The organism is Endozoicomonas sp. (assembly GCF_965196975.1).
Lineage (GTDB): Bacteria > Pseudomonadota > Gammaproteobacteria > Pseudomonadales > Endozoicomonadaceae > Endozoicomonas.
Genome location: NZ_OZ239981.1, coordinates 4,013,916 through 4,037,607 on the forward strand (window position 1 = coordinate 4,013,916; position 23,692 = coordinate 4,037,607).

At 46.4% G+C, this 23,692-nt stretch carries 17 protein-coding genes; 6 read left to right on the forward strand and 11 right to left on the reverse strand.

The window, feature by feature from the left end; all coding sequences use genetic code 11:
- Nucleotides 1-86: 86 nt before the first annotated feature.
- Nucleotides 87-1,085: a serine/threonine protein kinase gene (locus tag ACOCLE_RS18095; RefSeq protein ID WP_419533642.1), complete on the forward strand. Its 999-nt coding sequence runs from the start codon at nucleotides 87-89 to the stop codon at nucleotides 1,083-1,085.
- 60 nt (nucleotides 1,086-1,145) lie between these two features.
- Here the strand turns inward: ACOCLE_RS18095 and ACOCLE_RS18100 are convergent, their stop codons facing one another.
- The 8 genes from ACOCLE_RS18100 to rpsF all read right to left on the reverse strand — a co-directional run bounded on the left by ACOCLE_RS18100 (nucleotide 1,146) and on the right by rpsF (nucleotide 8,456).
- Nucleotides 1,146-1,820: a hypothetical protein gene (locus ACOCLE_RS18100; RefSeq protein WP_419533643.1), complete on the reverse strand. Its 675-nt coding sequence runs from the start codon at nucleotides 1,818-1,820 to the stop codon at nucleotides 1,146-1,148.
- Between the two features lie 66 nt (nucleotides 1,821-1,886).
- Nucleotides 1,887-2,729: a hypothetical protein gene (locus ACOCLE_RS18105; RefSeq protein WP_419533644.1), complete on the reverse strand. Its 843-nt coding sequence runs from the start codon at nucleotides 2,727-2,729 to the stop codon at nucleotides 1,887-1,889.
- A gap of 348 nt (nucleotides 2,730-3,077) precedes the next feature.
- On the reverse strand, nucleotides 3,078-4,358 hold the full coding sequence (locus ACOCLE_RS18110; RefSeq protein WP_419532972.1) for an ISKra4 family transposase: 1,281 nt from the start codon (nucleotides 4,356-4,358) through the stop codon (nucleotides 3,078-3,080).
- A 321-nt stretch (nucleotides 4,359-4,679) separates the two neighbouring features.
- Nucleotides 4,680-6,083, reverse strand: a complete 1,404-nt coding sequence (gene dnaB, locus ACOCLE_RS18115; protein WP_419533645.1) for a replicative DNA helicase — start codon at nucleotides 6,081-6,083, stop codon at nucleotides 4,680-4,682.
- A 267-nt stretch (nucleotides 6,084-6,350) separates the two neighbouring features.
- The gene (gene rplI, locus ACOCLE_RS18120; RefSeq protein ID WP_066017519.1) at nucleotides 6,351-6,797 is read right to left on the reverse strand and encodes a 50S ribosomal protein L9; all 447 of its coding nucleotides are present in this window, start codon (nucleotides 6,795-6,797) and stop codon (nucleotides 6,351-6,353) included.
- A gap of 25 nt (nucleotides 6,798-6,822) precedes the next feature.
- Nucleotides 6,823-7,695 (reverse strand): hypothetical protein, encoded by an 873-nt coding sequence (locus ACOCLE_RS18125; RefSeq protein ID WP_419533646.1) that lies wholly within the window; start codon nucleotides 7,693-7,695, stop codon nucleotides 6,823-6,825.
- A 21-nt stretch (nucleotides 7,696-7,716) separates the two neighbouring features.
- Nucleotides 7,717-7,941: a 30S ribosomal protein S18 gene (gene rpsR / locus ACOCLE_RS18130; RefSeq protein ID WP_020584246.1), complete on the reverse strand. Its 225-nt coding sequence runs from the start codon at nucleotides 7,939-7,941 to the stop codon at nucleotides 7,717-7,719.
- A gap of 89 nt (nucleotides 7,942-8,030) precedes the next feature.
- Nucleotides 8,031-8,456 (reverse strand): 30S ribosomal protein S6, encoded by a 426-nt coding sequence (rpsF, locus tag ACOCLE_RS18135; RefSeq protein ID WP_419533647.1) that lies wholly within the window; start codon nucleotides 8,454-8,456, stop codon nucleotides 8,031-8,033.
- 603 nt (nucleotides 8,457-9,059) lie between these two features.
- On the opposite strand from rpsF, the gene ACOCLE_RS18140 reads away from it, so the two are divergent.
- A complete protein-coding gene (locus ACOCLE_RS18140; RefSeq protein ID WP_419533648.1) occupies nucleotides 9,060-10,832 on the forward strand; it encodes an autotransporter assembly complex protein TamA in 1,773 nt (590 codons plus the stop codon).
- A 239-nt stretch (nucleotides 10,833-11,071) separates the two neighbouring features.
- Nucleotides 11,072-14,707, forward strand: a complete 3,636-nt coding sequence (locus ACOCLE_RS18145) for a translocation/assembly module TamB domain-containing protein (protein WP_419533649.1) — start codon at nucleotides 11,072-11,074, stop codon at nucleotides 14,705-14,707.
- 16 nt (nucleotides 14,708-14,723) lie between these two features.
- On the opposite strand, the gene ACOCLE_RS18150 is transcribed toward ACOCLE_RS18145, so the two are convergent.
- Nucleotides 14,724-15,824, reverse strand: coding sequence for a WD40 repeat domain-containing protein (locus tag ACOCLE_RS18150; RefSeq protein ID WP_419533650.1), 1,101 nt, complete (start codon nucleotides 15,822-15,824; stop codon nucleotides 14,724-14,726).
- Complete coding sequence (locus tag ACOCLE_RS18155; RefSeq protein WP_419533651.1) at nucleotides 15,817-16,269, reverse strand: hypothetical protein; 453 nt, start codon at nucleotides 16,267-16,269, stop codon at nucleotides 15,817-15,819. Before ACOCLE_RS18155 ends, ACOCLE_RS18150 begins: the two co-directional genes overlap by 8 nt.
- A 767-nt stretch (nucleotides 16,270-17,036) precedes the next feature.
- On the opposite strand from ACOCLE_RS18155, the gene ACOCLE_RS18160 reads away from it, so the two are divergent.
- Entirely contained in the window at nucleotides 17,037-18,533 is a 1,497-nt protein-coding gene (locus ACOCLE_RS18160) for an MATE family efflux transporter (protein WP_419533652.1), read from the forward strand.
- Nucleotides 18,534-18,797: 264 nt separating this feature from the next.
- Nucleotides 18,798-21,743 (forward strand): ricin-type beta-trefoil lectin domain protein, encoded by a 2,946-nt coding sequence (locus tag ACOCLE_RS18165; protein ID WP_419533653.1) that lies wholly within the window; start codon nucleotides 18,798-18,800, stop codon nucleotides 21,741-21,743.
- Between the two features lie 54 nt (nucleotides 21,744-21,797).
- Here the strand turns inward: ACOCLE_RS18165 and ACOCLE_RS18170 are convergent, their stop codons facing one another.
- Nucleotides 21,798-22,352: a hypothetical protein gene (locus ACOCLE_RS18170; protein WP_419533654.1), complete on the reverse strand. Its 555-nt coding sequence runs from the start codon at nucleotides 22,350-22,352 to the stop codon at nucleotides 21,798-21,800.
- A 265-nt stretch (nucleotides 22,353-22,617) separates the two neighbouring features.
- On the opposite strand from ACOCLE_RS18170, the gene ACOCLE_RS18175 reads away from it, so the two are divergent.
- A complete protein-coding gene (locus ACOCLE_RS18175; protein ID WP_419533005.1) occupies nucleotides 22,618-23,661 on the forward strand; it encodes a transposase in 1,044 nt (347 codons plus the stop codon).
- Nucleotides 23,662-23,692: the final 31 nt, after the last annotated feature.

A 23,692-nucleotide genomic window follows, 5' to 3' on the forward strand; every position in this document is an offset into this window, starting at 1 on the left:
ATGCTTTCCATCCAGCGCAAGTGGCCAGATTGCACTATTGGTTATAGAATCTTCGCCACAGAGTACAGACTCCTTTGGAGGTCAGCATGAATATCCCAGCTCAACACCCGTATGACCAGCTGACTCCAGACCGGGTACTGGACGCCGTTGAAAGCATTGGATTTCTGAGTGATGCCCGGATTATGGCCTTGAACAGCTATGAGAACCGGGTTTACCAGGTCGGCATTGAGGAAAGTGAACCCCTGATTGCAAAATTCTACCGACCTGAACGCTGGTCAAAAGACCAGATTCAGGAGGAGCATCAGTTCACCCTGGATCTCAATGCGATGGAGTTACCGGTGGTTGCACCGATTGCTGATGAAGAGGGCAATACGATGCATGAGTTTGAAGGCTTTCACTTTGCTCTGTTTCCGCGTCAGGGTGGTCATGCGCCTGAACTCGATAATCTCGACAACCTTCTAACACTTGGTCGCACTCTGGGACGAATGCACAAACTGGGATCAGCCAGTGACTTCCAACACCGACCAGCGATCAACTTGCAGCGATATGGGATCGATAATGTTGAGTATCTGCTGGAAAACAACTTTATTCCTTCTTCTCTTCTTGAAGCCTACCAGACCCTGACCCGGGATCTGCTCCATCGTCTGGAGCGCATGAGTCAACAGCATACGTGGCAATCCATTCGTGTCCATGGTGACTGTCATGGGGGAAATATCCTCTGGCGGAATGATGCCCCTCAATTTGTTGACTTTGACGACACCTGTATGGCTCCGGCTATTCAGGATCTCTGGATGCTGTTATCTGGAGACCGGAGGGAACAGACAATGCAAATGGCTGAGATCCTGGAAGGTTATACAGAATTCATGGATTTCAGCCCTTCAGAGCTGAATCTGGTGGAATATTTCCGTACTTTGCGACTGATCAATTACAGCGGCTGGCTGGCAAAACGCTGGGATGACCCCGCTTTTCCAATGGCATTTACCTGGTTTAATACTGAGCGGTACTGGGCGGAGCATATTCTGGAATTAAGGGAGCAACTGGCAGCCCTGGACGAGCCACCACTTTCGGTTTTTGGCCAGCTCTAAAAACCGGCCTGTCATTCAACCATAAAACTTTAGATACCCACCAACTAGCAAGGTTATGAATCAATCGCGAATAATTAGATAAGCCGGATCAAATAATGGAGACCAAAACCAGTCAGGGAGTGTCCACATACCCTCTGACAGTCTGGATTGAACCAGTTGATAATGAACCCTTTGAGAGCCTGAGAGCTGTACTTTTGCTGAGCCTACTTTGAATGGGTTGCAGGTATTCTTTGTGATGCGCAGTTGCTGACTCTCACCAGTATATTTTTTCATCACCGTTAAATATAGGTCAATAGGATGATTATATACATAAACATTCGTAAGAGGATTGAATCCCGTCTCCTGTTGAACTTTCAAAAGCTTTTGCTGCCCGCTCTGATCCCTTGCCGTGAATTGAGCCTTATCCTCACTTGAAAAATCCATTGGATTTAGCACGACACCGTTTTTCATAAACAGACTATGAATAAACCAATCACCTTCAAGGTAAATCGTTAACGAACCACATGGATAATAATTTGCAAAAGGATAATAAAGCCAAAATCTCGCACCCATTGGAAAAGCCTTCGGAAAGAGGTATAAATCAGAAATCTCTTTCAGCGAATTCAAAATATAACGTTGAAAACCTAAAAACAAACCTTCAGATTCTTTTTCCTGACTGCTTGCACCTTCACTCAATGAATGACACAAGAATAATGATATAAATACAAAGCTTCTAAGAAAAATCTTTAATTTCATTATGTTTACTATAAATACGTCAATAGTCTTATTTACAAATTAAATGGTAATCAGACATGGTACTACTCAATGCAGTAACGGACAGTCTTCATCCTGAATTGTTAGGTAGGCTGACGAATAAAAGCTTGTGGTTAGTTTTTTAGCATAGTTGACAACAGCTGAATTATTACTCAATAGAATCGGATTTTGGGTACAAAGATTGACAGCCGTATTGTCCAGTTTTTTGACAACCACTTGGCCAATGCTTGTTTTTGAACAAAGGCCTTTTTTGACAGACAAGCTTGCCTGCTTGCCTAGCACTACGTTTTTAACAACTAATTCAAGGTCAACAGGGTAGCCAAAATGCATTCGATAGTATGGCAAACCACCTGTCGAGTCAGCGATTTCCAATAGCCTTGAGCCTTCACATAAGGGCTTGTAATTTACTTTGTTCCGGCTGGAGAATAAGAACGAGTTATTAACAGTGCCCTGTATCACCTGAAACCGATCTATCTGCCACCCATCCTTCGCCTCTATGGTTAACTGACCACAAAGCCCTAAATTGGCGGATACCGGACCAGTCAATGCATCTACTCCGAAAAAAGACATCCTTCTAAGGGTTTTAACTGGAATCTTCGCACCAAAGTATCTATTTACCTTCCCCAGCAAAAAAAGCTGGGCCCGTCCAAGCAACATATAGTGCACAACCCCAGGGCCAAAAGTATCAAACAGAGAAACGAGAGATGAGGATCGTCGAAGCATTAGGTATTTCTGATAGGATGATTTCTTTTGGCTACCATTAGAAGTACTGGCTTGAATGTTATACTCATGTTGTGGTTCAGCACTGACTACTATCTCATCTGATTTGGTGGCATGTAATACAGTCGGCACCCCTATGGCCATATAAACCATCAATTTTCGAAACATCATTGGAAACACCTGACAAATGAACTTTGCTTATTCACTGCGTCTAAACTAGGAAAGCAATAAAAGAGTAGCTCAGAAATACAGAGTATTTAACTAGCCCCCCCTTGTTTCATTTATAAGCATTAGATAAACCCACTGAAAATCAGTTACCTTTTCTTTTTCAGAAACCCAAATTTGTATTGGGCAATGGAATCATCCAAACATTCATTCAGACAACAAAATTTAACAAATATCTGATTTGTTGGATGAATCAAATATTGCACCCTTGTTTTTTAACAGATAATGAGTCGACTTCTTATAGAAAGAAAAAATTAAGAATTGGAAGGGTGCTCTCTCAATTTGATAACTGACTCATAGGTTAGCTTCAACCTTTCCAGTCATGAACTCAGACCAAAGTTGTTCCCAGCGCCCCTTACTCTGGATCAGTGCTCTTGTTGTCAAAAGCACTTCCGCTCCTGTTGCTTTCCACCTCATTCCAGAACCACATAATCGTTGCTTTACCAGAGTCTTACAAGCCGCTTCAGTAACTCCTGAACCTATTGGCCAATGGCGTTTAAGCGCCTGATGATAATTCATTAACTGGTGATTGTTTGTAAAATAGCTCACAGCTTTGTAGCGCTTCTCTGTCAGTGCGATTGTCTTTTTCGGGAGCTCGGCTGATTCAATTTCCTGAAGGATTTTTTTGGCTGCTCCACGCTTGTTTTTCAAACTATGTAGCCTGTCTTCAAGCCACTGGTGTCGCTTCGCCTTACTGGTTGGAAACAGTGCTTCCGCTGCTCCAGCTAAATATTCAGATGCATGATAAAAATCGAGTATCTGCCCAGAGGTATGTTGTTTCAAATAACTCCAGTTTTCTCTAGCCCCGTCAGCTACCCCGATGTATGTGGCATTTGGGTAGAGTCGTTTTAGATCTGCAATCTCCTCGTCGAGCTTGCTCATAAAGCTTTGTTTACCATACTCTGGCGAACTGGCTGTATATATCGTGTGGAGCCTGTCTCCATCTGCAGAATATAGGCTCAATGTCCCACACATGGCTTCCCTCCAGCCTTCTTCACAAAGCAGCATGCAGGTTCCATCCAGACCAATGGCTATTGTTTCAACAGGCTCTTTTAGTGGAGGAAGGTGGTAGTGAGTGTCTTGCTGGTCTTCAATTAATGCACCTACTCTGTCCGATAAATGCTTGATATAAGAATTTGAAAGCGTCCTTTGATGGTTGGTCTCAAAATCTTCTTTTACCGCAGGCGCTGGCATCTGGCTGTATTTCCAGGCGATAGACTTGGCAAATTTGGGGGTAGCTGAACCAATAATACCGGCACGAAGATCAAGTGCTGCCAGAGTACTGCCACCTCTGACACCCTGATATACGGAGCGCTCCAAAGGTATACGACCGTATAAGGTTTCATAGTGCTTAAGAACCTTTCCTTTGTAGTTCCACTTCTGCTGATTAACGACGATAGGTTCTTTATTGGGTGATTCAAATAGCCCCAATAACTCTTTTGTTCCAAGCTGCCCGGCTTCATTGAGTGCACGCTGTAAACTATCTTCAAGATTCAGCATGTTGCCTGAATCTATAGAAACTTCAATTTGCAAAACGATGCTTTTGGTAGAGCTGGAAATAACAGAAGCGGGCATGACAGTTAACTATTATGAGTGGTGTTCCCATAGTAGCTGTGAAAATAGAGCACTATTGTTTCAATCATTCAGAGAGAGCACCCAATTGGAATATCCAGATTTACCGATCCTGGAAGAAGATTCACCTAGTACTACAAAACTAAAATATAATCACCCCATAATATCAAAAATATGGTCAGTACTAGCAGTATCGTCATGAGCGTATACTGCGGGAGGCCACCCCTCCCCGGTTCAACTAAAACTGCTGCAACAATGCCTCAAGCAGTGACTGACGACTTCAATAACTAATGAGTAATGTCGATTCCTTTTTTCTACAAACAATTACTCATCATCAAAGCGACCATAGGCATCTGGAGCAAGGTTTTCAAAGCGGGTGAACTGACCAATAAATGCCAGCCGGCAGGTACCGATGGGGCCATTACGCTGCTTACCAATAATGATTTCAGCAACCCCCTTGTACTCTGTATCCGGGTTATATACCTCATCCCGGTAGATAAACATGATAACGTCGGCATCCTGCTCGATGGCTCCGGATTCACGAAGGTCGGAGTTTACCGGGCGTTTGTTGGGCCGCTGCTCGAGAGATCGGTTCAACTGAGACAGGGCGATAACAGGAACACTGAATTCCTTGGCAATGGCTTTAAGGGATCGGGAGATTTCCGAGATCTCGTTGGTTCGCCCCTCTCCAAAACCAGGAATCTGCATGAGCTGAAGGTAATCAATCATGATCAGGCCAAGGTCACCATGCTCCCTGACTACCCGGCGAACCCGTGAGCGCATTTCTGAAGGGCTGATACCCGCCGTATCATCAATAAACAGCTTCTTGTCTTTGATCCGCTCAACCGCCGATAACAGCTTTGGCCAGTCTTCTTCTTCCAGCTGACCACTTCTTACCTTGGACTGGTTGATCCTTCCCAGAGATGACAGCATACGCATCATGAGCTGCTCACTTGGCATCTCAAGGCTGAATACCATTACGCCCTTTTCACTGTTCAGCAGAGCATTTTCCACCAAGTTCATGGCAAACGTTGTCTTACCCATGGAAGGGCGGGCAGCGACGATAACCATATCGGAGGGCTGGAGACCGGAGGTCATTTCGTCCAGGTCTTTAAACCCAGTGGTGGTACCGGTAATGGCATTACCGGCATTAAACATCTCATCAATTTTCTTGACGGTGTTCTCAAGAATCTCCCGCACACCCATCGGGCCACCGGTGTTCGGACGTTCTTCAGCAATATTAAAAACCAGCCGCTCCGCTTCATCCAAAATCGCCTGACTGTCTTTCCCTTCAGGGTTATAAGCGCTGTCTGCAATCTTCTGTCCGGTATTGATCAGCTTGCGCAGAACGGAGCGCTCATAAATGATTTCGGCATAGGCTCGGATATTTGCCACACTGGGAACGCTGCCCGCCAGCTCAGCCAGGTAAACCAATCCACCTACGTCATCCAGCTCACCGCGGTTTTCCAGAATTTCAGCCACAGTCAGCGGGTCAAAAGGCTTGCTCTCATTACTCAGTGCACTAATTGAAGCATAAATACGTCGGTGCCCTGGGTTGTAGAAATCTTCTGATGTCAGCTTATCAACCACCCGGTCCCAGGCCTGATTATCCAACATCAGGCCACCCAGAACAGACTGCTCCGCTTCTATAGAGTGAGGTGGTGTTTTAATGGCAACCGTAGCTTCATCGATGGGAAGCTCCAGGTCACGAGGACTTGCATCCAGCATAGTGACGATCTGAGAAAATTTAGTTGAATGATGATTCAGAATACCTGATTGCGGCTCTGAGGTAAAAATACAGCAGCTACAATTGGCTTTATTAACTGCTCCTGCGGCTACTTGATCTCCTGTAGTCATGTGTTTTCGGCAAACTGCACATCCCTAACATATACTGGCAATTGCTCCTGCATTGCCAGTATACAGTACAGCCATGTACATAAAAAAACCCGGAGCTCATTGAGTCCCGGGTTTTTCACTATCCGTTAATCGAGCCGATTATTCAGCTTCGATGAACACCTTGATAGTTGCAGCAACGTCAGAATGCAGCTGGATACCAACGTCGTACTCACCAACAGCACGAATTGGGCCTTCTGGCAGACGGATTTCGCTCTTAGCAACAGCAACACCAGCAGAAGTGATGGCTTCAGCCAGGTCACGAGGACCAATAGAACCGAACAGCTTGCCTTCGTCACCCGCTTTGGCGATCAGGGTCAGTTCGATTTCAGCCATTTCTTCAGCACGCTTCTGAGCGCCGCTGAGTTGATCGTTAGCCGCCTTCTCAAGCTCAGCACGACGAGCTTCGAAAGTCGCCAGATTCGCTTCAGTAGCAGGCAGAGCCTTACCAAAAGGAATCAGAAAGTTACGGCCATAACCGTTCTTTACGGTGACCTTGTCGCCCAGCTTACCAAGCTTGGCAATTTTTTCGAGCAGGATTACTTCCATTTCGCTAGCCTCTATCTAGTACCTGTCATCCCTGATGCAGTCGGTTATTCGCGCGAGCGCGAAAATCAAAAAGACTGTCCAGACATGCAGTTAAAACAATGACCGGGTACGCCAGTTGCGTGACAAAAATCAACAGGATGTAAAACCCTACCAACCAGAAGCTTCCAAGTTGTCTCATTCCAACCAGCCCATGGATCATGGCAAGCCCGGCCACCAGCAACGGCAGCGTAGCTGCAGGAACCAGCACCAGCAGGAAAGGAACAAAGGTTGCACCCACCAGAGTGAATGCCAGAAGCCCCATGGCTACCGTTAATGGCAAGCGGATCTGATGAAACTCTTCACGAAATCCACCTGGGTTATAAAGCTGTGCCTGCCAGGATCTGGCCAGCACCAACCCGAGAATGCAACTCACCAGGTTAAACCAGGTGACCACACCAATAACCCCGTATTCCACCAACGGCCTGATGCCTGCTACTAAGTCGTCCGTACTCTCCCCTGCCTGCTTAACGTAGTCACGAATAAATGTCATGACCAAGTCGCTGATCAGGGAGATTTGCTGTGGAGCCAGCTGTGCCAGTATCAGAGCAATTAAAGCTCCGGCAGGCAGCAGCGCCAGTAGTGTTTTTTGCCAGGAAACCGTTTGGCGTAATACCAGGGCCAAAGCCACGGTAGTTATCAAACCGATGATCGTGGAGAACTGTCCCATTGCTGCCCAGGCAATACTCGGCAGCACCGCCCAGGCAAGTATTTTCAGCCCTTCACTGGTACCACGACGCAGCACGACCAGTGAAATAATGGCTGCACTCACCCAGAAGAGCATGGGAATACAGGCAAACACGGTGGCCAGAATCATTGCCTGTTTCGGGCCACGCATTGCCAGTTCCGCCAGTCCACGCATCAGCTATACCCTATGAATTAATCAGTGACGATCGGTGTACGGCAGCAGAGCCACGTAACGAGCGCGTTTGATCGCTGTTGCCAGCTGACGCTGGTAACGAGCCTTGGTACCGGTGATACGGCTAGGAACGATCTTGCCGGTTTCAGAAACATAAGCTTTCAGAGTGTTCAGATCTTTGTAATCGATCTCTTTCACGCCTTCAGCGGTAAAACGGCAGAACTTTCTGCGACGGAAAAAACGTGCCATGGCAACGCCTCCTTGGATTTATGCTTGTATGGTAAAGAGCTGGTTAAAGTAACTAACCTGAGCAGTCATGAATGACTGATCATCAGGTTTTACTCTTCAGACTCTTCTACTTCGTCTTCAACGGCTTCTTCAGCTTCGTCAGAGGCACGTTCTTCACGGCGGTCTTCACGACGATCGTCACGACGATCACGCTTTTCTTCAGACTGCAGCATGATAGAAGCTTCAGTGATGGCTTCATCACGACGAATGACCATGTTACGGATAACCGCGTCGTTGTAGCGGAAGTTTTCCGTCAGCTCATCCAGAGTTTCGTTACCGCACTCAATGTTCATCAGAACGTAGTGAGCCTTGTGGATCTTGTTGATTGGGTAAGCCAGCTGACGACGGCCCCAGTCTTCAAGACGGTGTACCTTGCCACCATTTTCGGTGATAGCGCGAGTGTAGCGCTCAACCATGGCTGGTACCTGTTCGCTCTGGTCAGGGTGGACCAGGAAAACGATTTCGTAATGACGCATTATTTGCTCCTTACGGGTTAAATAGCCTTCTGCATTTTTTACCTCTGACATGCATCAGAAAGATTCTATAAGGCAGTAAGGCAAGGAGAATGTGAACGCAGGCGTTCACCGATTACTACACTCATAATGAACAGACATTCTTAATTAAGAAACGTCATTAAGAGCGAAATATACGCCGGACAGATTGACCGGATCATATAAAGAGCGGGAATTCTAGAGATTTGTTACGCTGGTTGCAAGGGGCTACAGAATCAGCTTTATTGGTAATATCCGGTACCAACGTGGTGATTTACCTTTTGAGGTATACAATCAAACCATCACAGAGATAGGGATTTGAGTGAGTTCTGAAATAAACACGCAGTCCTATCACATCAGTAAAAACTGATAACATACGCATTCCATTTGACCAACGATGCCCCAAATACCTTGAAAGACCATACGAAACAATAAGTTATGTAAAGGATAGCGATTCTCGTGGCAATATTTCGAATCCAGCTTTATATGAGAGTTAAGAGCTGAAAGCCGATATATGAATGCAAGCTCGTAACTATTCATCTTTTACGGTTTCTTTTGTCGAGAATGTGCAAACACTATTATTGAATTATGGCCGACCCCAATAACGCTTCAATCACCAATACTCCAAAATGGCAAAACGGCCTACTGCTTCTTATTGTCCTGTTTTTCTCCTCAGCAGCCCTGGCTGTAAAACCTCTTACCTATAAAATCAATGGGTTAAATAAAGACCTTCAGCAAAATGCCATGCTGTACCTCGACTCTCTGCCAGCGATCAAGCCCAGACAGTTTGAAGATCACCGCCTCGACATCAGAGAAGCCCTGCAAAAATCCTTAATGGCTCTTGGTTATTATCAGCCATCGATCGAGTTTCATCGCAGTAAAAAAAGACCCAGTCAGTTAACCATCAATATAAACCCAGGCCAGCCCGTTATCATTAGATCCGTTCAGGTTGAGTTGGAAGGAGACGCCAACAAAGACCGAGCCTTCAAAAGACTGATCAAGAAAAGTGCTTTAAGGGTCGGTGATGTCTTGAATGATGGTGACTATGAATCACTCAAAGCGGGTCTCAACGACCTAGCCGTTACCCGTGGGTATTTTGATGCAGAGCTGGTTGAACATCAGATCAAAGTCTACCCGGACAAACACACAGCCGACATCATCCTCACCATGAAGTCAGGACGGCGATATCTGTTCGGTCCAGTGATTTATCAAGATACCGTCACTGAGGCTACCCGCGAGCTACTCAACCCCATTATCAATTTTGAACGGGGTCAGAAGTATCGCTCTGAAAAGCTCAGCCAGTTGAACATGGACTTTTCAGCAACCGGATACTTTAAATCCATTGAAGTCCGCCCTTTAAAGGACAAAGCGGTCGATGGCGAGATTCCGATTTTCGCCAGTGTGATACCCAAAACCGCCTGGGAGCTGGAAACCGGTATTGGCTTCTCAACCGATGAAGGCCCGAGGGTTTCCCTGAGCATCGATAAACCCTGGATGAACGAAAAAGGCCACAGCTTCACCAGTGATATAAAAGTATCCCAGAAGGTTCATGAGCTGAGCGGCCGCTATAAAATCCCTTATGGTAACCCGCTGCTTGAATACTACAGTCTGGACAGTGGCTACAAGAGAACAATGGTTCAGGATACCGACAGTAAACTGGTTTCGGCTTCGATTAATAAATGGAAAAAGCGACCAGGCAACTGGGACCAGGACTTTTTTATTCGGGTTGACTATGAAGACTACACACAGGGTTTACAGAACAGCAGCAACCTTCTCCTGATTCCCGGCATGTCGTTTGACCGCCGAAAAGCCGTTGGCAATCCAATGGATCCCCGCTCCGGGCACCTCTACAACATCAAAATCGAAACATCTGCCAAAGCCTGGCAGTCCGATGCTGACTTTATCAAAGTGTGGGGCCGGGCCAAATGGCTAACCACCTTTTTCAAGCATCACCGGTTCATCAGCAGAGTTGAGCAGGGAGCCATCTGGGTGGACGAGATCAAAAATATCCCGCCATCCATCCGCTTCTTTACCGGTGGTGACCAGACCATTCGTGGCTACAGCTATGACAGCATTTCGCCAAAAGACAGCAGCGGCCAGTTGATCGGGGGCCAGTATATCTCTGTTGCCAGTATTGAGTATGACTATGAAATTGTGAATAACTGGCGGATTGCCTTCTTTGTGGACAGTGGCACTGCGACCAACTCCTATAAAAAAGATGAGGTTGAATGGAAAACCGGGATTGGTCCAGGCATACGGTGGGTGACTCCCCTCGGTCCATTGAAACTGGATTTTGCTTTTGCGGTCAGTGAGCCCGGCTCCCCCTGGCGAATCCACTTTTCCATGGGGCCTGACCTATGAACAGCTCTCATCAAAGTGGACCCGTTACGACTGAGGATGTGACAAATGCATCCAGTCCAAATCCATCCCCAAAACGATCTCTGGTAAAAAAGTGTGCACTCATCATCACAGCCACTTTTATTGTTTTGTTTACACTGGCCTCATTGTTGCTGTTTACACACACCGGCAACACTCTGATTTGGCGCCAACTGAGCCACTCTATTCCGGGTCTTGATGGGGAGCTAACAGAGGGTCAGTTGATGACCGGCTGGAGCATCAAGAACTTACGCTGGCAAGACCGTCTGATCACATTTCAGGCAGATGACATAACGCTTAATTGGCAACTTGGAAAACTATTCACAAGGCAGTTACCGGTTCAATTGCTGGAAGTCAAAGGCGGAATCCTTGAAATTCAGCCAAAGGCTGAAGAAACAAAGCCGTCAGAGCCATCGACTGCTGATACAGCCATCAACATCCCTCTGGATATCCTGATCAATCAGATCAATATCCAGAATTTTAACGTTCTCGTTTCAGGAACCAGGGTTTCCCTGGGAACCTTCAAGGCAAGCGCCCATTTGCAGAATAACCAGTTGTCTATCCCGGAAGTTCTGGCAGACAACCTGCAGGTTGTATTAGCAGGTTCGAAAAGTGCAACAACCGGCGCAAAGACTTCTCCCCCCAAAGAACAGACTTCAGAAGGATTTGACCTCTCCACGATCACGCTTCCGGAAATAAAACTTCCAATCCCCATCAATCTTGAGAATTTCACACTCACCAATGCCCGCTACCAGCAGGGTGATATTGATGAAGCACTGAAAGCGCTTGAAATGAGTTTCAACTGGCAAGCTGCACACATCACCAGCCTGAAGCTCAGAGCTGACCAAACAAGGGCAAGCATCTTGTTACATGGTGAGATTCAGCTATCAGAAAATTATCCATTAGCGCTGAACCTGAATGCAACTATCCTGGATGACTTTAATATTCCAGAGTTGACAGCCATTAAAGGGGAAAAGCTATTACTGGAAGCCTCAGGTGATCTGAGCCAATTACAGTTACAGCTATCTACTGAAGGCTCAATCAATACGACACTTGAAGGAAGTATTGGTCCTTTTGCTCGCAACTTCCCTCTAAACATCGCATTGAAATGGCCTGAGCTCCAATGGCCACTATCCGGTAAGTCACCTGAACTGTCAGCCTCCAGCGGCATAGCCAAGATTACTGGCGATCTTAATCAATATCAGCTCTCACTGGACACAGCCATTAAAGTGGCAGAACAGCCAGAAACCCAACTGAACTTGAACGCCTCCGGAAGTTTGAGCCATCTGAATATTGATGAACTGTCACTTACCCCTGCTGACACAAATGGACTTTCAGAAAAACCACTGACACTATCTGGAAACGTTGGCTGGAAAGAGGGGGTCAACTGGCAAGGACAAATTCAACTGTCCCAACTAAAAACAGACTTGTGGCTACCCAATGTCCCAGGAATGCTGAACGGCAAAATCAAGACACAATTCACCCTGAGGGATGGTTCCTGGCAACTGAGTATCCCAGAACTGAATATAAGTGGCTCACTACGGAATAGCGCCCTTAAAGTAACCGGTAGAGTGGAAGCCGACAGCCGAATCAGACCAATGGCTGCACTACCATTCAAGGTCAACATTCATAGCCTCTATGCAGCGCTTGGAGAGAACCTCTTTAGCATCAGTGGACAAATCGCTGAAGAACTGTCTCTTAAAGCCAGACTTGATGGAAAAGCTCTGAATGAGCTAACCCCCGACCTGAAAGGATCATTACAAGGTAGGCTGGGTCTTACAGGAAGTGATGAACATCCAAAAATATCGTTCAGTTTTGATAGCCCTTCCATTAATTATCAACAGACCAGTATTAATCAACTGCAAGTCCATGGAGAGTTAATCAAAACAGCACTGTTAGAGGGTAAAGCCCATGTTGACGTGGGTTCTCTTCAACAGGGCGATATTCAACTGAAACAGTTACAGCTGCATGCCAGTGGCAGTGAACGGAATCATCAAATATCGTTGGCAACCCAGGGTGAACCGGTATCTGGTGAGTTACTGATTAACGGAGTTTGGCAAGGTACTTATGGTAAAAGCAATGAAAAATGGCAGGGCCAATTAGCCAGTGCCAAGATAGTCACACCGGTCGATAACTGGTCTCTGGAGAAACCCGTTGCAGTCCTGCTCAATGCTTTAGGCGATGTGAGGCTCACTGAGCAATGCTGGCTCGCAAAGCCCGCAAAGCTCTGCGTGGATGCATCACAATTTTCAGCTAATCGTGGAACAACACGCTTTCAGCTATCAGACTTCAATCTGTCAAACCTTAACCCATTCCTACCCGGAAACCTAACCTGGCAGGCCATACTTTCAGGCAGTGGCGACATTCAGTGGGATGGCGGTCATCCCACAGCACACATCCAGATTCAAACCACCCCTGGTGAAGTCACCAGCAACTCAGACAATCCGGTTTCTGTAAAATATCAGCAACTTTCCACGACCATTAACCTCAACAAAGATGATCTGAAAGCAGAATTTGACTTTAAATCAAAACATCTGGGTGTCGCTCACATTAATCTGGCCATCGATAATATGCAAAGTGACCAGCAGCTGAGTGGACAGGCCAAACTTCAGGATATACGTCTGTACTTTCTGCAACCACTGATACCGGACATTAGTAACATTGATGGAATTTTATCGGCTGACACCCGCATGGGCGGAACCCTGAAAGAGCCTCTGCTTTTCGGTAATGTAAAACTCAGTGAAGGGAAGATGATCGCCAGGCAGGAAATGGTAACCATCAGCAGCTTGACGACTGAGCTGAATGTCGATGGTAATAAAGGCAAGATCAGCGGCAGCATGAAAGTAGGCGATGGAGACATGAAGCTTTCTGGCCACCTTGACTGGCAGCAGATGCCACCAACTGGCATCATCGTTATGAAAGGTAAAAACCTTGGTGCAAAAGTTCCCGGCATATTGCAATTAAGAGCCTCCCCTGACCTGAAACTCACTATTGGGGAAACTCAAACACTTACCGGTAACATTACCATTCCCTGGGCAAGAGTAAGAATCAAGCAATTACCCAAGCAGGCCATTACGCCTTCTGATGACGTGGTCATTATCACTCCGGGAACAAAAGAGACACTGATGCATGCTGGCCCTCCATTCTCCATGGATGTGAATGTTGTTCTGGGGAAAGACATCAAGATCGATGCCTACGGTCTGAAATCAGACCTTGGCGGTCACCTATTGCTTGACCTCCAGCCCGGAAAACCGATGATTGCTGATGGTTCCATTCAACTGATCAACGGCCGCTATCATCAGTTTGGCCAGGACCTGCTGATTAAAGAAGGCAATATTATTTTCTCTGGCCCACTCTCCAGCCCGTATCTTGCAGTGAATGCCATTCGCAACCCCGAAAGTATAGAAGACGATGTAACTGTAGGAATCCAGGTCAGTGGCCCACCAACCCGGCCAGAGTTTTCCATCTATTCTGACCCATCCATGTCACAGCAGGAGCAGTGGTCTTATCTGCTTAGAGGACGAGGCCTTGATGACGGTGACAGCTCTGCAGTGCAATCCATGCTGATTGGCTTCGGGGTCAGCCAGTTTGGCGGCGTAGTGACCTCCATTGGTGAAAAAATTGGCCTCTCGGACGTCACTCTGGATACTCAGGGTAGCGGTGACAATACTCAGGTCACCATTGGCGGTACGATTGCACCAGGACTTAGAGTTCAATACGGTGCCGGTGTGTTCAACTCTATCGCCGAAGTAAAAGTGCGCTATGAATTAATGCCTCGACTTTATCTTCAGGCCATAAGCGGTGTTGCCCAGGCGATAGACCTTTTCTATCAGTTTAAAATTGAGACTAAAAAAAAGTAATCTACAAGAGCAGACATTAGCCTGCTCTACGTTGTATATCTCTATTTCTTGGTAGCGATGGATTTCTGGAATGGGGAAATCCACTCTGATCATCAGCTACCATTTTATAAAGACTCACTCCACGAAAATCGGAGGTAGTCACCAATCGCATATCGGGGCTTATTTGAGGAGCTGGCCAGAAGTCATTTTGATTATCCAGGCACATTTCATCTGTTGTGATGCCTTCATTTTTTAAGCGGACAATTTTAATGAAATTTTTGATGCCCATTAAAAAAACTCGACCATCTGCACTTAAGGAACACCCTTGAATCGCATGACCTAAAGACCAGTTAATATTCCTTGTCAGTTCATTAGTACGTCTATATTGACTCAAAAATGTAATGGGTTCCTGGAGTTCATGAGCCCAGTTCATATCTATAGCAAGAGTTTCAAATCCGTGGCTGATAATAATACTTTTATTATCTGGACTGAAACGTAGACAGTGAATCTGCCTATCAGACATTTCACCGATATCAGCAATTAATTTATGTCTTGTCGGGAGGCTACCTTGAGCGAAAGTAACCAAAAAACCTTTGTTATGATAACGAATCAGAGCCATTGAGCTGTCTGAACTAAACTCAATAGCTCTAAACCCACCATGAGTATAAGTTCGACATTCTGATAACTCCTCATTGATTAATCCATCACCTGATGTAGTGTTCCCCCGCCTGAGATTCGTAAGAAACACTTTGCAATCTGCTGTCACCGTTATAATCCACTGACCATCAGGGCTGGGCTTGGCAACTTTGACAGCCTTAGCATGAGGTATGATTTGTGCCTCGACAAGATTGTACCGACTTCCCTGTCTACTGATACTGGCAATACGCACAGTCTTATCGTTTGATGCGGTGAGAAGCATCCCATCATCAAAAAAACAGGCACTGTTCACCTTTCCCTCGTGGGAAACGGGTATGGACTGCACAACACTGAGACCTTCATCCAAAATTGAAACCATGGCTTTTCCATCTTCTGAGGCAGTAAGCAGCATACGTCCATCTTGGCTGAATGACACAAATGTTAGTTCATCTCCGTGGCAAACTTCCCCAATAGGACGCAGCTTATCTCCGTGATCAATCAACCAGAGCTTTGCTGTTGTAAAATCCTCGGGATCTCTTTTCGGGCTGAGATAGCCTGGGACTGTGACCAACATTCGACCACTGGGGTGGAAACTCCTGCAGTCTGAAAGGGGGGTGTTGATGCTGGAGTCGCCCGATCTTATGCAAGGTTAAGGACGGCGCTCTATTCAAAGTTTCAGAAACCAGATAAAAAATATCTCTGGAAATTCTATTAGCTCCACCTGACTCATTATGGTTATGTGATTGATCAAAACGCGCCAAAACTCTGGATCTTGGATCATTGAGAGTCATGAAAGAAGAATACAACCATGGACGTAAAGCCTGCTGAAACCTGGTGGCAGTAAAGGCATTTAACCTCAACTGTTGAGGTAACCCTTCAAAAAACCTATCTACATCAATAGAGGCTTGATACTTAACTGTCTCAGTGTCTAAGTAGTCTTCAGCCACACAGCAAAACCGTTTATTCAGCCTCCGACACTCTAATAAGTCGCGAGTTGACTCTACTTTTGAAAAAATCAGCATTAACGAATCATCATCAAGAACTTTAATTCCAGTGACATTACTTGCTGAAGTTTCATCTGAACTTACATTGATATTTTCGGAGCAACTTGAAAAGAAAGATAAATTGCAGCAAAAAAATGATCTATTCATAAAAAAAATTCATACTTCACCTAATAACGGTCTTTTCGGCTCCTTATCCTCCAATGAGTTCATCGGTATGAACTTTAAATTAATACTGGACACTCTCCATATTTTTATTGAAGTCAGCAATCCTTATAATCTTCGCTAAATGAAATAAAGTGACTATTCCATGATAGCAACTCAGTAGTGCTCTAATAACGTTTAAGGCCTTCTTAACAGTTTAAAATCGAGGCAGGAAAAATACACCTATCAAGATTCAGACATGATGAATGCAATAAGTCATGACGAGCTGACTGAGTGCATTAATGCATCGCCTTTCGACGATTATAGTGGTAACTTTCTGATAGACTGTTCATTTGTAATATACCCAAAATATTTAGGGTTTCTACACGACAGAAAGAGAATAAAATGCTGAAGCTTGGATACACTTATTGGCAAGGCTCGGCTGATACTCCAGTGAGCGAACGCATTCAATAAAACAGTAACTTCAAAGCGACAAATAGAGCGCTCTGCTGACTGAGGTTTTTAGTCGTTACCAACTCATTCAACCCCATACAATCGTAAGGCCAGTTATGCCACACGCCCGTTTTATCCATGGCTCAACGATGCGTCATATCACCGTAATGAGCCTGAGTAATGCGGTGGGTATTACCGCGCTTTTTGTGGTTGATATGCTGGATTTGTTTTTCCTCAGCCTTCTGGGGGAAAAGTTTCTTGCTGCAGCCGTAGGGTATGCGAGCACCGTCTTATTTGTCACCACATCCATTGGCATCGGGCTCTCCATTGCTACGGGGGCATTATTATCAAAAGCGATCGGTGCAAGGGAGCGGGATCGAGCCTGTCAGTTTCTGGCGAACACGGTGATCCTTGGTGGGCTGTCCACCAGCGTGATTGCTTTGGTGGTCTGGATGTATATTCCAGAGCTTTTAGACTTGGTTGGTGCCCGCGGTGAAGTTCATTCACTGGCAACCCAGTACCTTAAGATTATGATTCCCTCCATGCCAGTACTGGCGATTGCCATGTGCTTTGGTGCTGCACTGCGTTCTGTTGGGGATGCAAAGCGGTCAATGGGATCCACACTGTCTGGAGGTGCGGTTAATGCGGTATTAGACCCCGTGTTTATTTTTATGCTGAATATGGACATAGAAGGGGCCGCTATCGCTTCCGTCTTTGCCCGAACCACCATTTTCTGCACATCGGCATACGGAGCCATTAAAGTCCATAAGTTGCTGTGCAAGGTAAACCTGCAACAGTTTTACCGTGATATAGGCGATATCCTCCGTATTGCGATACCCGCCATTCTCACTAATTTGGCCATGCCCATCAGCTCTGTACTGGTCATGCGGGAGCTTGCTGATTTTGGCAATGGGGTTGTGGCTGGCTATGCCATTATTGGCCGTATCACCCCTGTTGCTTTCGGCGTCGTATTTGCATTATCTGGGGCTATTGGCCCAATTATCGGACAGAACCATGGAGCCCGGTTGATTGACCGTGTCAAACAGAGCCTTAAAAATGCCTATCTGTTTTCAACAGTCTATATAACCGTTGTTTCGATCATTGTTTTCCTCATACAGGACTATCTTGTGCTGCTTTTCCGCACGAAGGGGGAAGCTAATCAGATTATTCACTTTTTCTGTACCTGGATCGCCATCAGCTTTGTCTTTAACGGTGCATTATTCGTTGCAAATGCCTCGTTTAATAATCTGGATAAGCCTGGCTGGTCGACATTATTTAACTGGGGTAAAGCCACTATTGGTACCGTGCCTTTTATCATGGTGGGAGGAAAAATGGATGGTGCCTTTGGTGTGTTATCAGGACAGGCCATTGGTGGCATTGTGTTTTCCGTATTGGCTGTCTTTTTCTCATTCAGGTTGGTCAATCAGATTGGGCAAAAGGTTGCCAGTGAACAGGCAGACCAACCACTAGAGCACATCCATGTTGAAGAAGAAATATCCATCCCCTGCCCTCTAAGCCCTCTGGCATCCGATTCTGCACATTTGGGACAACTCGCCCAGGAAGCAGAATGTCAGGAAATTGCGGAGGAAGAATCAGCGAAGGATACAAACTGAGCGGCTTTCATGAGCGACCTAGGGGGCGTTACCGGGTAGCAACCCGTCGTAGAAATATTCAGCAATACAAATACACACAATCGATGATCGCTATTTTTTGTGAATTTTTTTCATGTTTTTTTGCGCTATTAAACGAACGTTTGTATAGTAATTTTTGGGAAATGAATTCATTAGAGCACTGATGAATTGTTGACCAAGGATCTGTTGAGTTGAGGTTGTCTCCAGAACCTGGCTAATAATAAAAATAACATTCAAGAGATCTCCATGATAACAAAGCGTATAAGTCACGGCCTGTTAGCCTGTGCTGCCTTTCTATCGGCAGACATTCAGGCAAACACGGCAGAAGAGGCCGTTCATGGCCTTGCCCAGGGGTGTTACTCCATCCAATCGCCGGAAAACGGTAATTATCTGAAAAAATTTCATAAAGGTGGTGCCATCGATAACGGGCTCAGCTACCGTTTCGAAAGCATCAGCGCAGACGATGCAGCCCGCTTCTTTATGAAACCAACGTCGTTTTTCAACTACATGCTGACCGATGTAGACGGTCGGTATCTGGCCTCTCACCTGCCAGCAGAAGTCAGTGCCGGGCGCTATGCCGGTGAATACGCTGAATGGCGTATCAGTGCAGAGCCTTCCTCAAATGGCGACTATCTGTACAGCTTCCACGGCAATGGTCTGGACAGGCAACTCCGGCATAACTGGACGGATGGAGGCCTCTACTTTTTTGACCTGCTGAACCCACACGACTACACCAGCGAAGCGCAATTTAAGCTGGTTGCACAAAGTGACTGTACTCCTTTCCCGGAAATAGAAGTCAACGTTGCTGGCAGTATCGATGGGCTAAAAGGGGATCCGGCAGCTCCCGTTCGTGGTTATGTGGATCCACACACCCATATTACTTCCTATGAATTTATGGGCGGTAAGATGATGCATGGTGAGCCTTTCCATCGCTGGGGGGTCGAAGAGGCTCTGAAAGACAGTAAGGACATCCATGGCCCGGACGGTTCCCTGGACATCATAGGTAACCTCTATGCGTTTAATGATGTCAATTTCCGCTACGACACCCGTGGCTGGCCAGAATTCCCCTTCTGGCCAAACCATAAGTCGTTAAGCCATATGGGGTATTACTACAAGTGGATCGAACGAGCTTACCTGTCCGGTCTGAAACTCATGGTCACCCACCTTGTGGAAAATGAAGTACTCTGTAAAGTTCAGTCCACAGTCAACCCCGGCAGCTGGGTGAACCCAAACAGCTGTGACACTATGGACAGCATTCGCCTGCAGATCCAGAGCCTGAATGATATGCAGGATTACATTGATGCTCAGGCTGGAGGCCCCGGAAAAGGGTTTTTCCAGATAGTGACATCCCCGCAGGAAGCACGTCAGGTAATGGCCAATGGTCAGATGGCGGTTCTGATGGGAGTAGAAGCATCTGAAACGTTCAACTGTGGACAAAAGGACAAATGCAACCGTAATACCGTTGAGAACGCACTTAACGAACTGTATGACCTTGGCGTTCGCAGTATTTACCCGACCCACAAATTTGACAATCAAATAGCGGGTTCCAGGGTAGAAAATGGCTTTATTAATATTGGCCAATGGCTGGCTGGCAACCGCTTCTTTGAAACCAAAGAGTGTGACGTTGACACCAAAGGAGCTGCTTTCACTTCTGGCTTCCCATTAATTGGTGATGTGCCGTTTATTAAAGACATTCTTGATACCGCCAACTTGAACCCGGAATACGATGAGACGATTGAACACTGTAATAAGTACGGTCTATCTCAACTAGGGGTTTATCTGATCAACCGCATGATCGATAAGAACATGCTGATTGAGATGGATCACATGAGTCCGGATACCGCTGATGCGGTAATGGATATTGTGGAAGCCCGTCAATACAGCGGTGTTGTCACATCCCATAGCTGGATGAACTCAGGTAGTGACGGTAATATCCACAAGAATGCCAAGCGATTAATTGAAGCCGGTGGCTTTGCCGCTCCCTACAACGCTGATGCCAATGGGGTGGAACATCGGGTTTCCCGTTATCTGGACCACGTCGAGCAGACACCTTACCTCCAGGGTATTGGCCTTGGCACCGATATGAGTGGCCTGGGTGGACAGCATGGACCTCGCAGCAATGCTGATACCGATCCCCTGGAGTATCCATTCACCTCTGAATTTGGTCTGGTCTTTAATAAGCAGAAGTCGGGCAACCGGGTATTTGACTACAACCAGGAAGGCATGGCGCACTATGGTATGCTGGCAGACGAGATTCAGGATATACGTGAGCAGGCTTCCAGCCGTATCTATGAAGCCGTCATGAACTCAGCTGAAGCCTATCTGCAGATGTGGGAACGCGCTGAAGGCAATACCAGTGTCGCTTATATTGATCCTCTCGAGCCATTTGTGAAGATCTTCAATCGCAAAGCCAATCGCTGTATGGATATCAATGGCCATGACAACAATCTGGTCAATGGCGCCAATGTCCAGCTGTGGGATTGTGATGATGAGTCCTTTGATCAGCACTGGATTTTCAATAAAGCAACCGAGATGTTTGAAAACCGTGCTGACCGTAGCAAGTGTCTGGATAACCGGGGACAGGCTTACAATAATGGTGAAGTCGTGATCTGGGATTGTGTTGACAGCGACAACCTTCGCTGGACTTACAATATGAACACACTGGCCAGCAAGCATAACCCAAACATTGTTGCTGATGCTTACGGCTACGATAATGGTGATAATGTTGGCCAATGGGAGTATCACGGCCGCAGATGGCAGGAGTGGGAGCTTCGACCCGAATCCGCCATTCACCGCTGGGTAGACTTCCGTGATAAGCGTAAGGGCAAGTGCTGGGATGTAACCGGTGGCAACACAGCCAGCGGCACCAAGATCCAGCTGAAGAGCTGTAATGCATCTCCTGAGCAGCAGTGGTACTTTGACCCAGTTAAAGGCACCATCAAAAGCCAGCTACCGGGCAATAAGTGCATGGCTGTACCAGCAGGCAATATCAGTAATGGTCTGCAGTTGGAAATTGCCGACTGTGATGAAAACAGTATCAACCAGCAGTTCAATAAAGATGGTGGAAAGTTCAGCACCCGCCTGAACGGTAATATGTTGATTGATGCTGCAGGCACCAACAGTGGTGACCCTATCGTCTTGTGGGAGCACAACGGTGGCGATAACCAGAAGTGGAGGGCTGGCTTGAATTAGTCCCCCCTTAAATCCGGATAAAAGCCAGCTCACCTGAGCTGGCTTTTTTATTGACTAATCGCAGCCCCCCCCGGGTGCAGCCGGAACTGGAGGGTCACAATTTATGCAGCAATACTCACCTCCCTGTGGCTGAAGACAATTATTGCAGTAGGCAAACAAGATCCAGAGAAAGGCACACCAGCCACTGCAATCACAACAAACTGAGTGCATTGGAAAACGCCCCGACTCCATTAACCATCTGTCTGTAGGGGAAGGCCAGGTTTGCAATACCAGAGACACCTGTTCCATCTTCTGTTCCAACTGCAACTGCAAAGGTTCCTTAAACTTAATGTTTAAATTTCCACCTGAGGTGCTTATGGATTCAACCCGATCATGGATTTGTACAATTCTCCAGCCATCTTCGGTCTTATACTTCAATTCCATAGAAGAAATCACCTGCGTATTCTTGATTCCTTTATCCAGATAGCCAGACAGCTCATCAAGCTTAGACAGATCAATTCCTGCCAGCTGATCTAGATGTTCCTGTTTCATGCCATCCAACCAATCAACCTCCGGGGCTGTCAGTGTGAGCATGTCATCACCCGTCAGAGTGACAGCAGGTGAGATCATATATATCCCTCTCCCCTCCATTTCCATTATCAACGGTCCGACAGCAGGCCTCTCAACACCTGAGTGAACTAACGTGCATAAGCTGGATAACAGAAGAAAAAAAAGTACCCGAGACTTCATAGGTTGGAGCCCTCGCAAGGTAGCAATCATTGTGAAGCCTGTTTTTGACAGACAACGAAGACAACCACTCTTAACTAGATAGGACTTTCGCATTGACAGGCAGCTGTAAAAATTGCTAGATCAGCAAAAAATAGCGGATGTCGTCGTGCGTAGAAAGATAACAAGACCTACAACAGCTGGGTGTGATTTGCCGAAATATACAGGGTTTCTATTGTGTGAGCCGAAATCAGCAACCTGTACTCGCCTTAGTGAGATCGGAGATATGTCACACCACAGCGTTAACCGTTTTCTACAACGTGAAGACTTTGCTCCCAATGACCTTTTCATGGAAGTAGCCGCAAGGCTGATTCTTGATGGGGGCACGCTATCGGTTGATGATACGGTGCTGGATAAGCCGTACAGTAACTACACGGCATTCATCGGCTATCATTACTCGGGCAAGCATCATAAAGCCGTCAAGGGCATTAATCTCATAACGCTCTATTACACCGATATCAAAGGCTATAGCCTTCCTGTCAATTTCCGTATCTATGACTCTGCGGACGGAAAGTCCAAAAATGATTATTTTCTCGAGATGCTGAAAGAAGTACTTGTATGGGGCTTACGACCTGCATTTGTTACGGGGGATTCCTGGTATAGCAGTGCCGCAAACCTGAAGACTGTGAAAAACAACGGTCTGGGTTTTATGTTTGCCGTTAAAAGCAACCGTACTGTTTCTATCCAAAAGGGTGACTACCAACAAGTGCAGAGCCTGGAGATTCCTGAAGAGGGAATAACCGTTTGGCTACGTAATTTTGGTTCTGTGCGTTTGTACCGGACGCGGCTAAAAAACGAGCTGCGCCATTACGTCGTCTACACACCCCATGCTGGATCAGAGGTATCACCACAGGTAGGCTTTAATGAACTTCACCTGCACCATTGGGCGATCGAAGAGTATCACCGGGCGCTGAAACAACTCTGCAGTATTGAGCGCTTTCAGGTGAGAGGAAAGCAGCAGGTCAGGAACCATATTTTTGCCTCTATCTTTGGGTATGCCTGCCTTCAGGCCAAGAAAGTATCTGAATCTCTCAGTAGCATCTATCGCGTTAAGAATGATGCGCTCAAGGATGCTATTTGGGACTTCATTAAGAGCTTCTCTGATGGTAAAGACTGGCTGAGACCATCTTTTATCAGAGCTGTCAATGCGTAAGTTCTACTAGAGTGGTTATGAAAGTGAGAAC

Bases quoted from the DNA above. Each gene is read 5' to 3' on its own strand.
- rpsR (WP_020584246.1), bottom strand. From the start codon at position 7,941: ATGGCACGTTTTTTCCGTCGCAGAAAGTTCTGCCGTTTTACCGCTGAA.
- dnaB (WP_419533645.1), bottom strand. From the start codon at position 6,083: ATGCTGGATGCAAGTCCTCGTGACCTGGAGCTTCCCATCGATGAAGCT.
- ACOCLE_RS18165 (WP_419533653.1), top strand. From the start codon at position 18,798: ATGATAACAAAGCGTATAAGTCACGGCCTGTTAGCCTGTGCTGCCTTT.
- rplI (WP_066017519.1), bottom strand. From the start codon at position 6,797: ATGGAAGTAATCCTGCTCGAAAAAATTGCCAAGCTTGGTAAGCTGGGC.
- ACOCLE_RS18145 (WP_419533649.1), top strand. From the start codon at position 11,072: ATGACCGGCTGGAGCATCAAGAACTTACGCTGGCAAGACCGTCTGATC.
- ACOCLE_RS18160 (WP_419533652.1), top strand. From the start codon at position 17,037: ATGCCACACGCCCGTTTTATCCATGGCTCAACGATGCGTCATATCACC.
- ACOCLE_RS18125 (WP_419533646.1), bottom strand. From the start codon at position 7,695: ATGCGTGGACTGGCGGAACTGGCAATGCGTGGCCCGAAACAGGCAATG.
- ACOCLE_RS18170 (WP_419533654.1), bottom strand. From the start codon at position 22,352: ATGATCTCACCTGCTGTCACTCTGACGGGTGATGACATGCTCACACTG.
- ACOCLE_RS18100 (WP_419533643.1), bottom strand. From the start codon at position 1,820: ATGAAATTAAAGATTTTTCTTAGAAGCTTTGTATTTATATCATTATTC.
- ACOCLE_RS18140 (WP_419533648.1), top strand. From the start codon at position 9,060: ATGGCCGACCCCAATAACGCTTCAATCACCAATACTCCAAAATGGCAA.
- ACOCLE_RS18110 (WP_419532972.1), bottom strand. From the start codon at position 4,358: ATGCCCGCTTCTGTTATTTCCAGCTCTACCAAAAGCATCGTTTTGCAA.
- ACOCLE_RS18095 (WP_419533642.1), top strand. From the start codon at position 87: ATGAATATCCCAGCTCAACACCCGTATGACCAGCTGACTCCAGACCGG.
- ACOCLE_RS18105 (WP_419533644.1), bottom strand. From the start codon at position 2,729: ATGATGTTTCGAAAATTGATGGTTTATATGGCCATAGGGGTGCCGACT.
- rpsF (WP_419533647.1), bottom strand. From the start codon at position 8,456: ATGCGTCATTACGAAATCGTTTTCCTGGTCCACCCTGACCAGAGCGAA.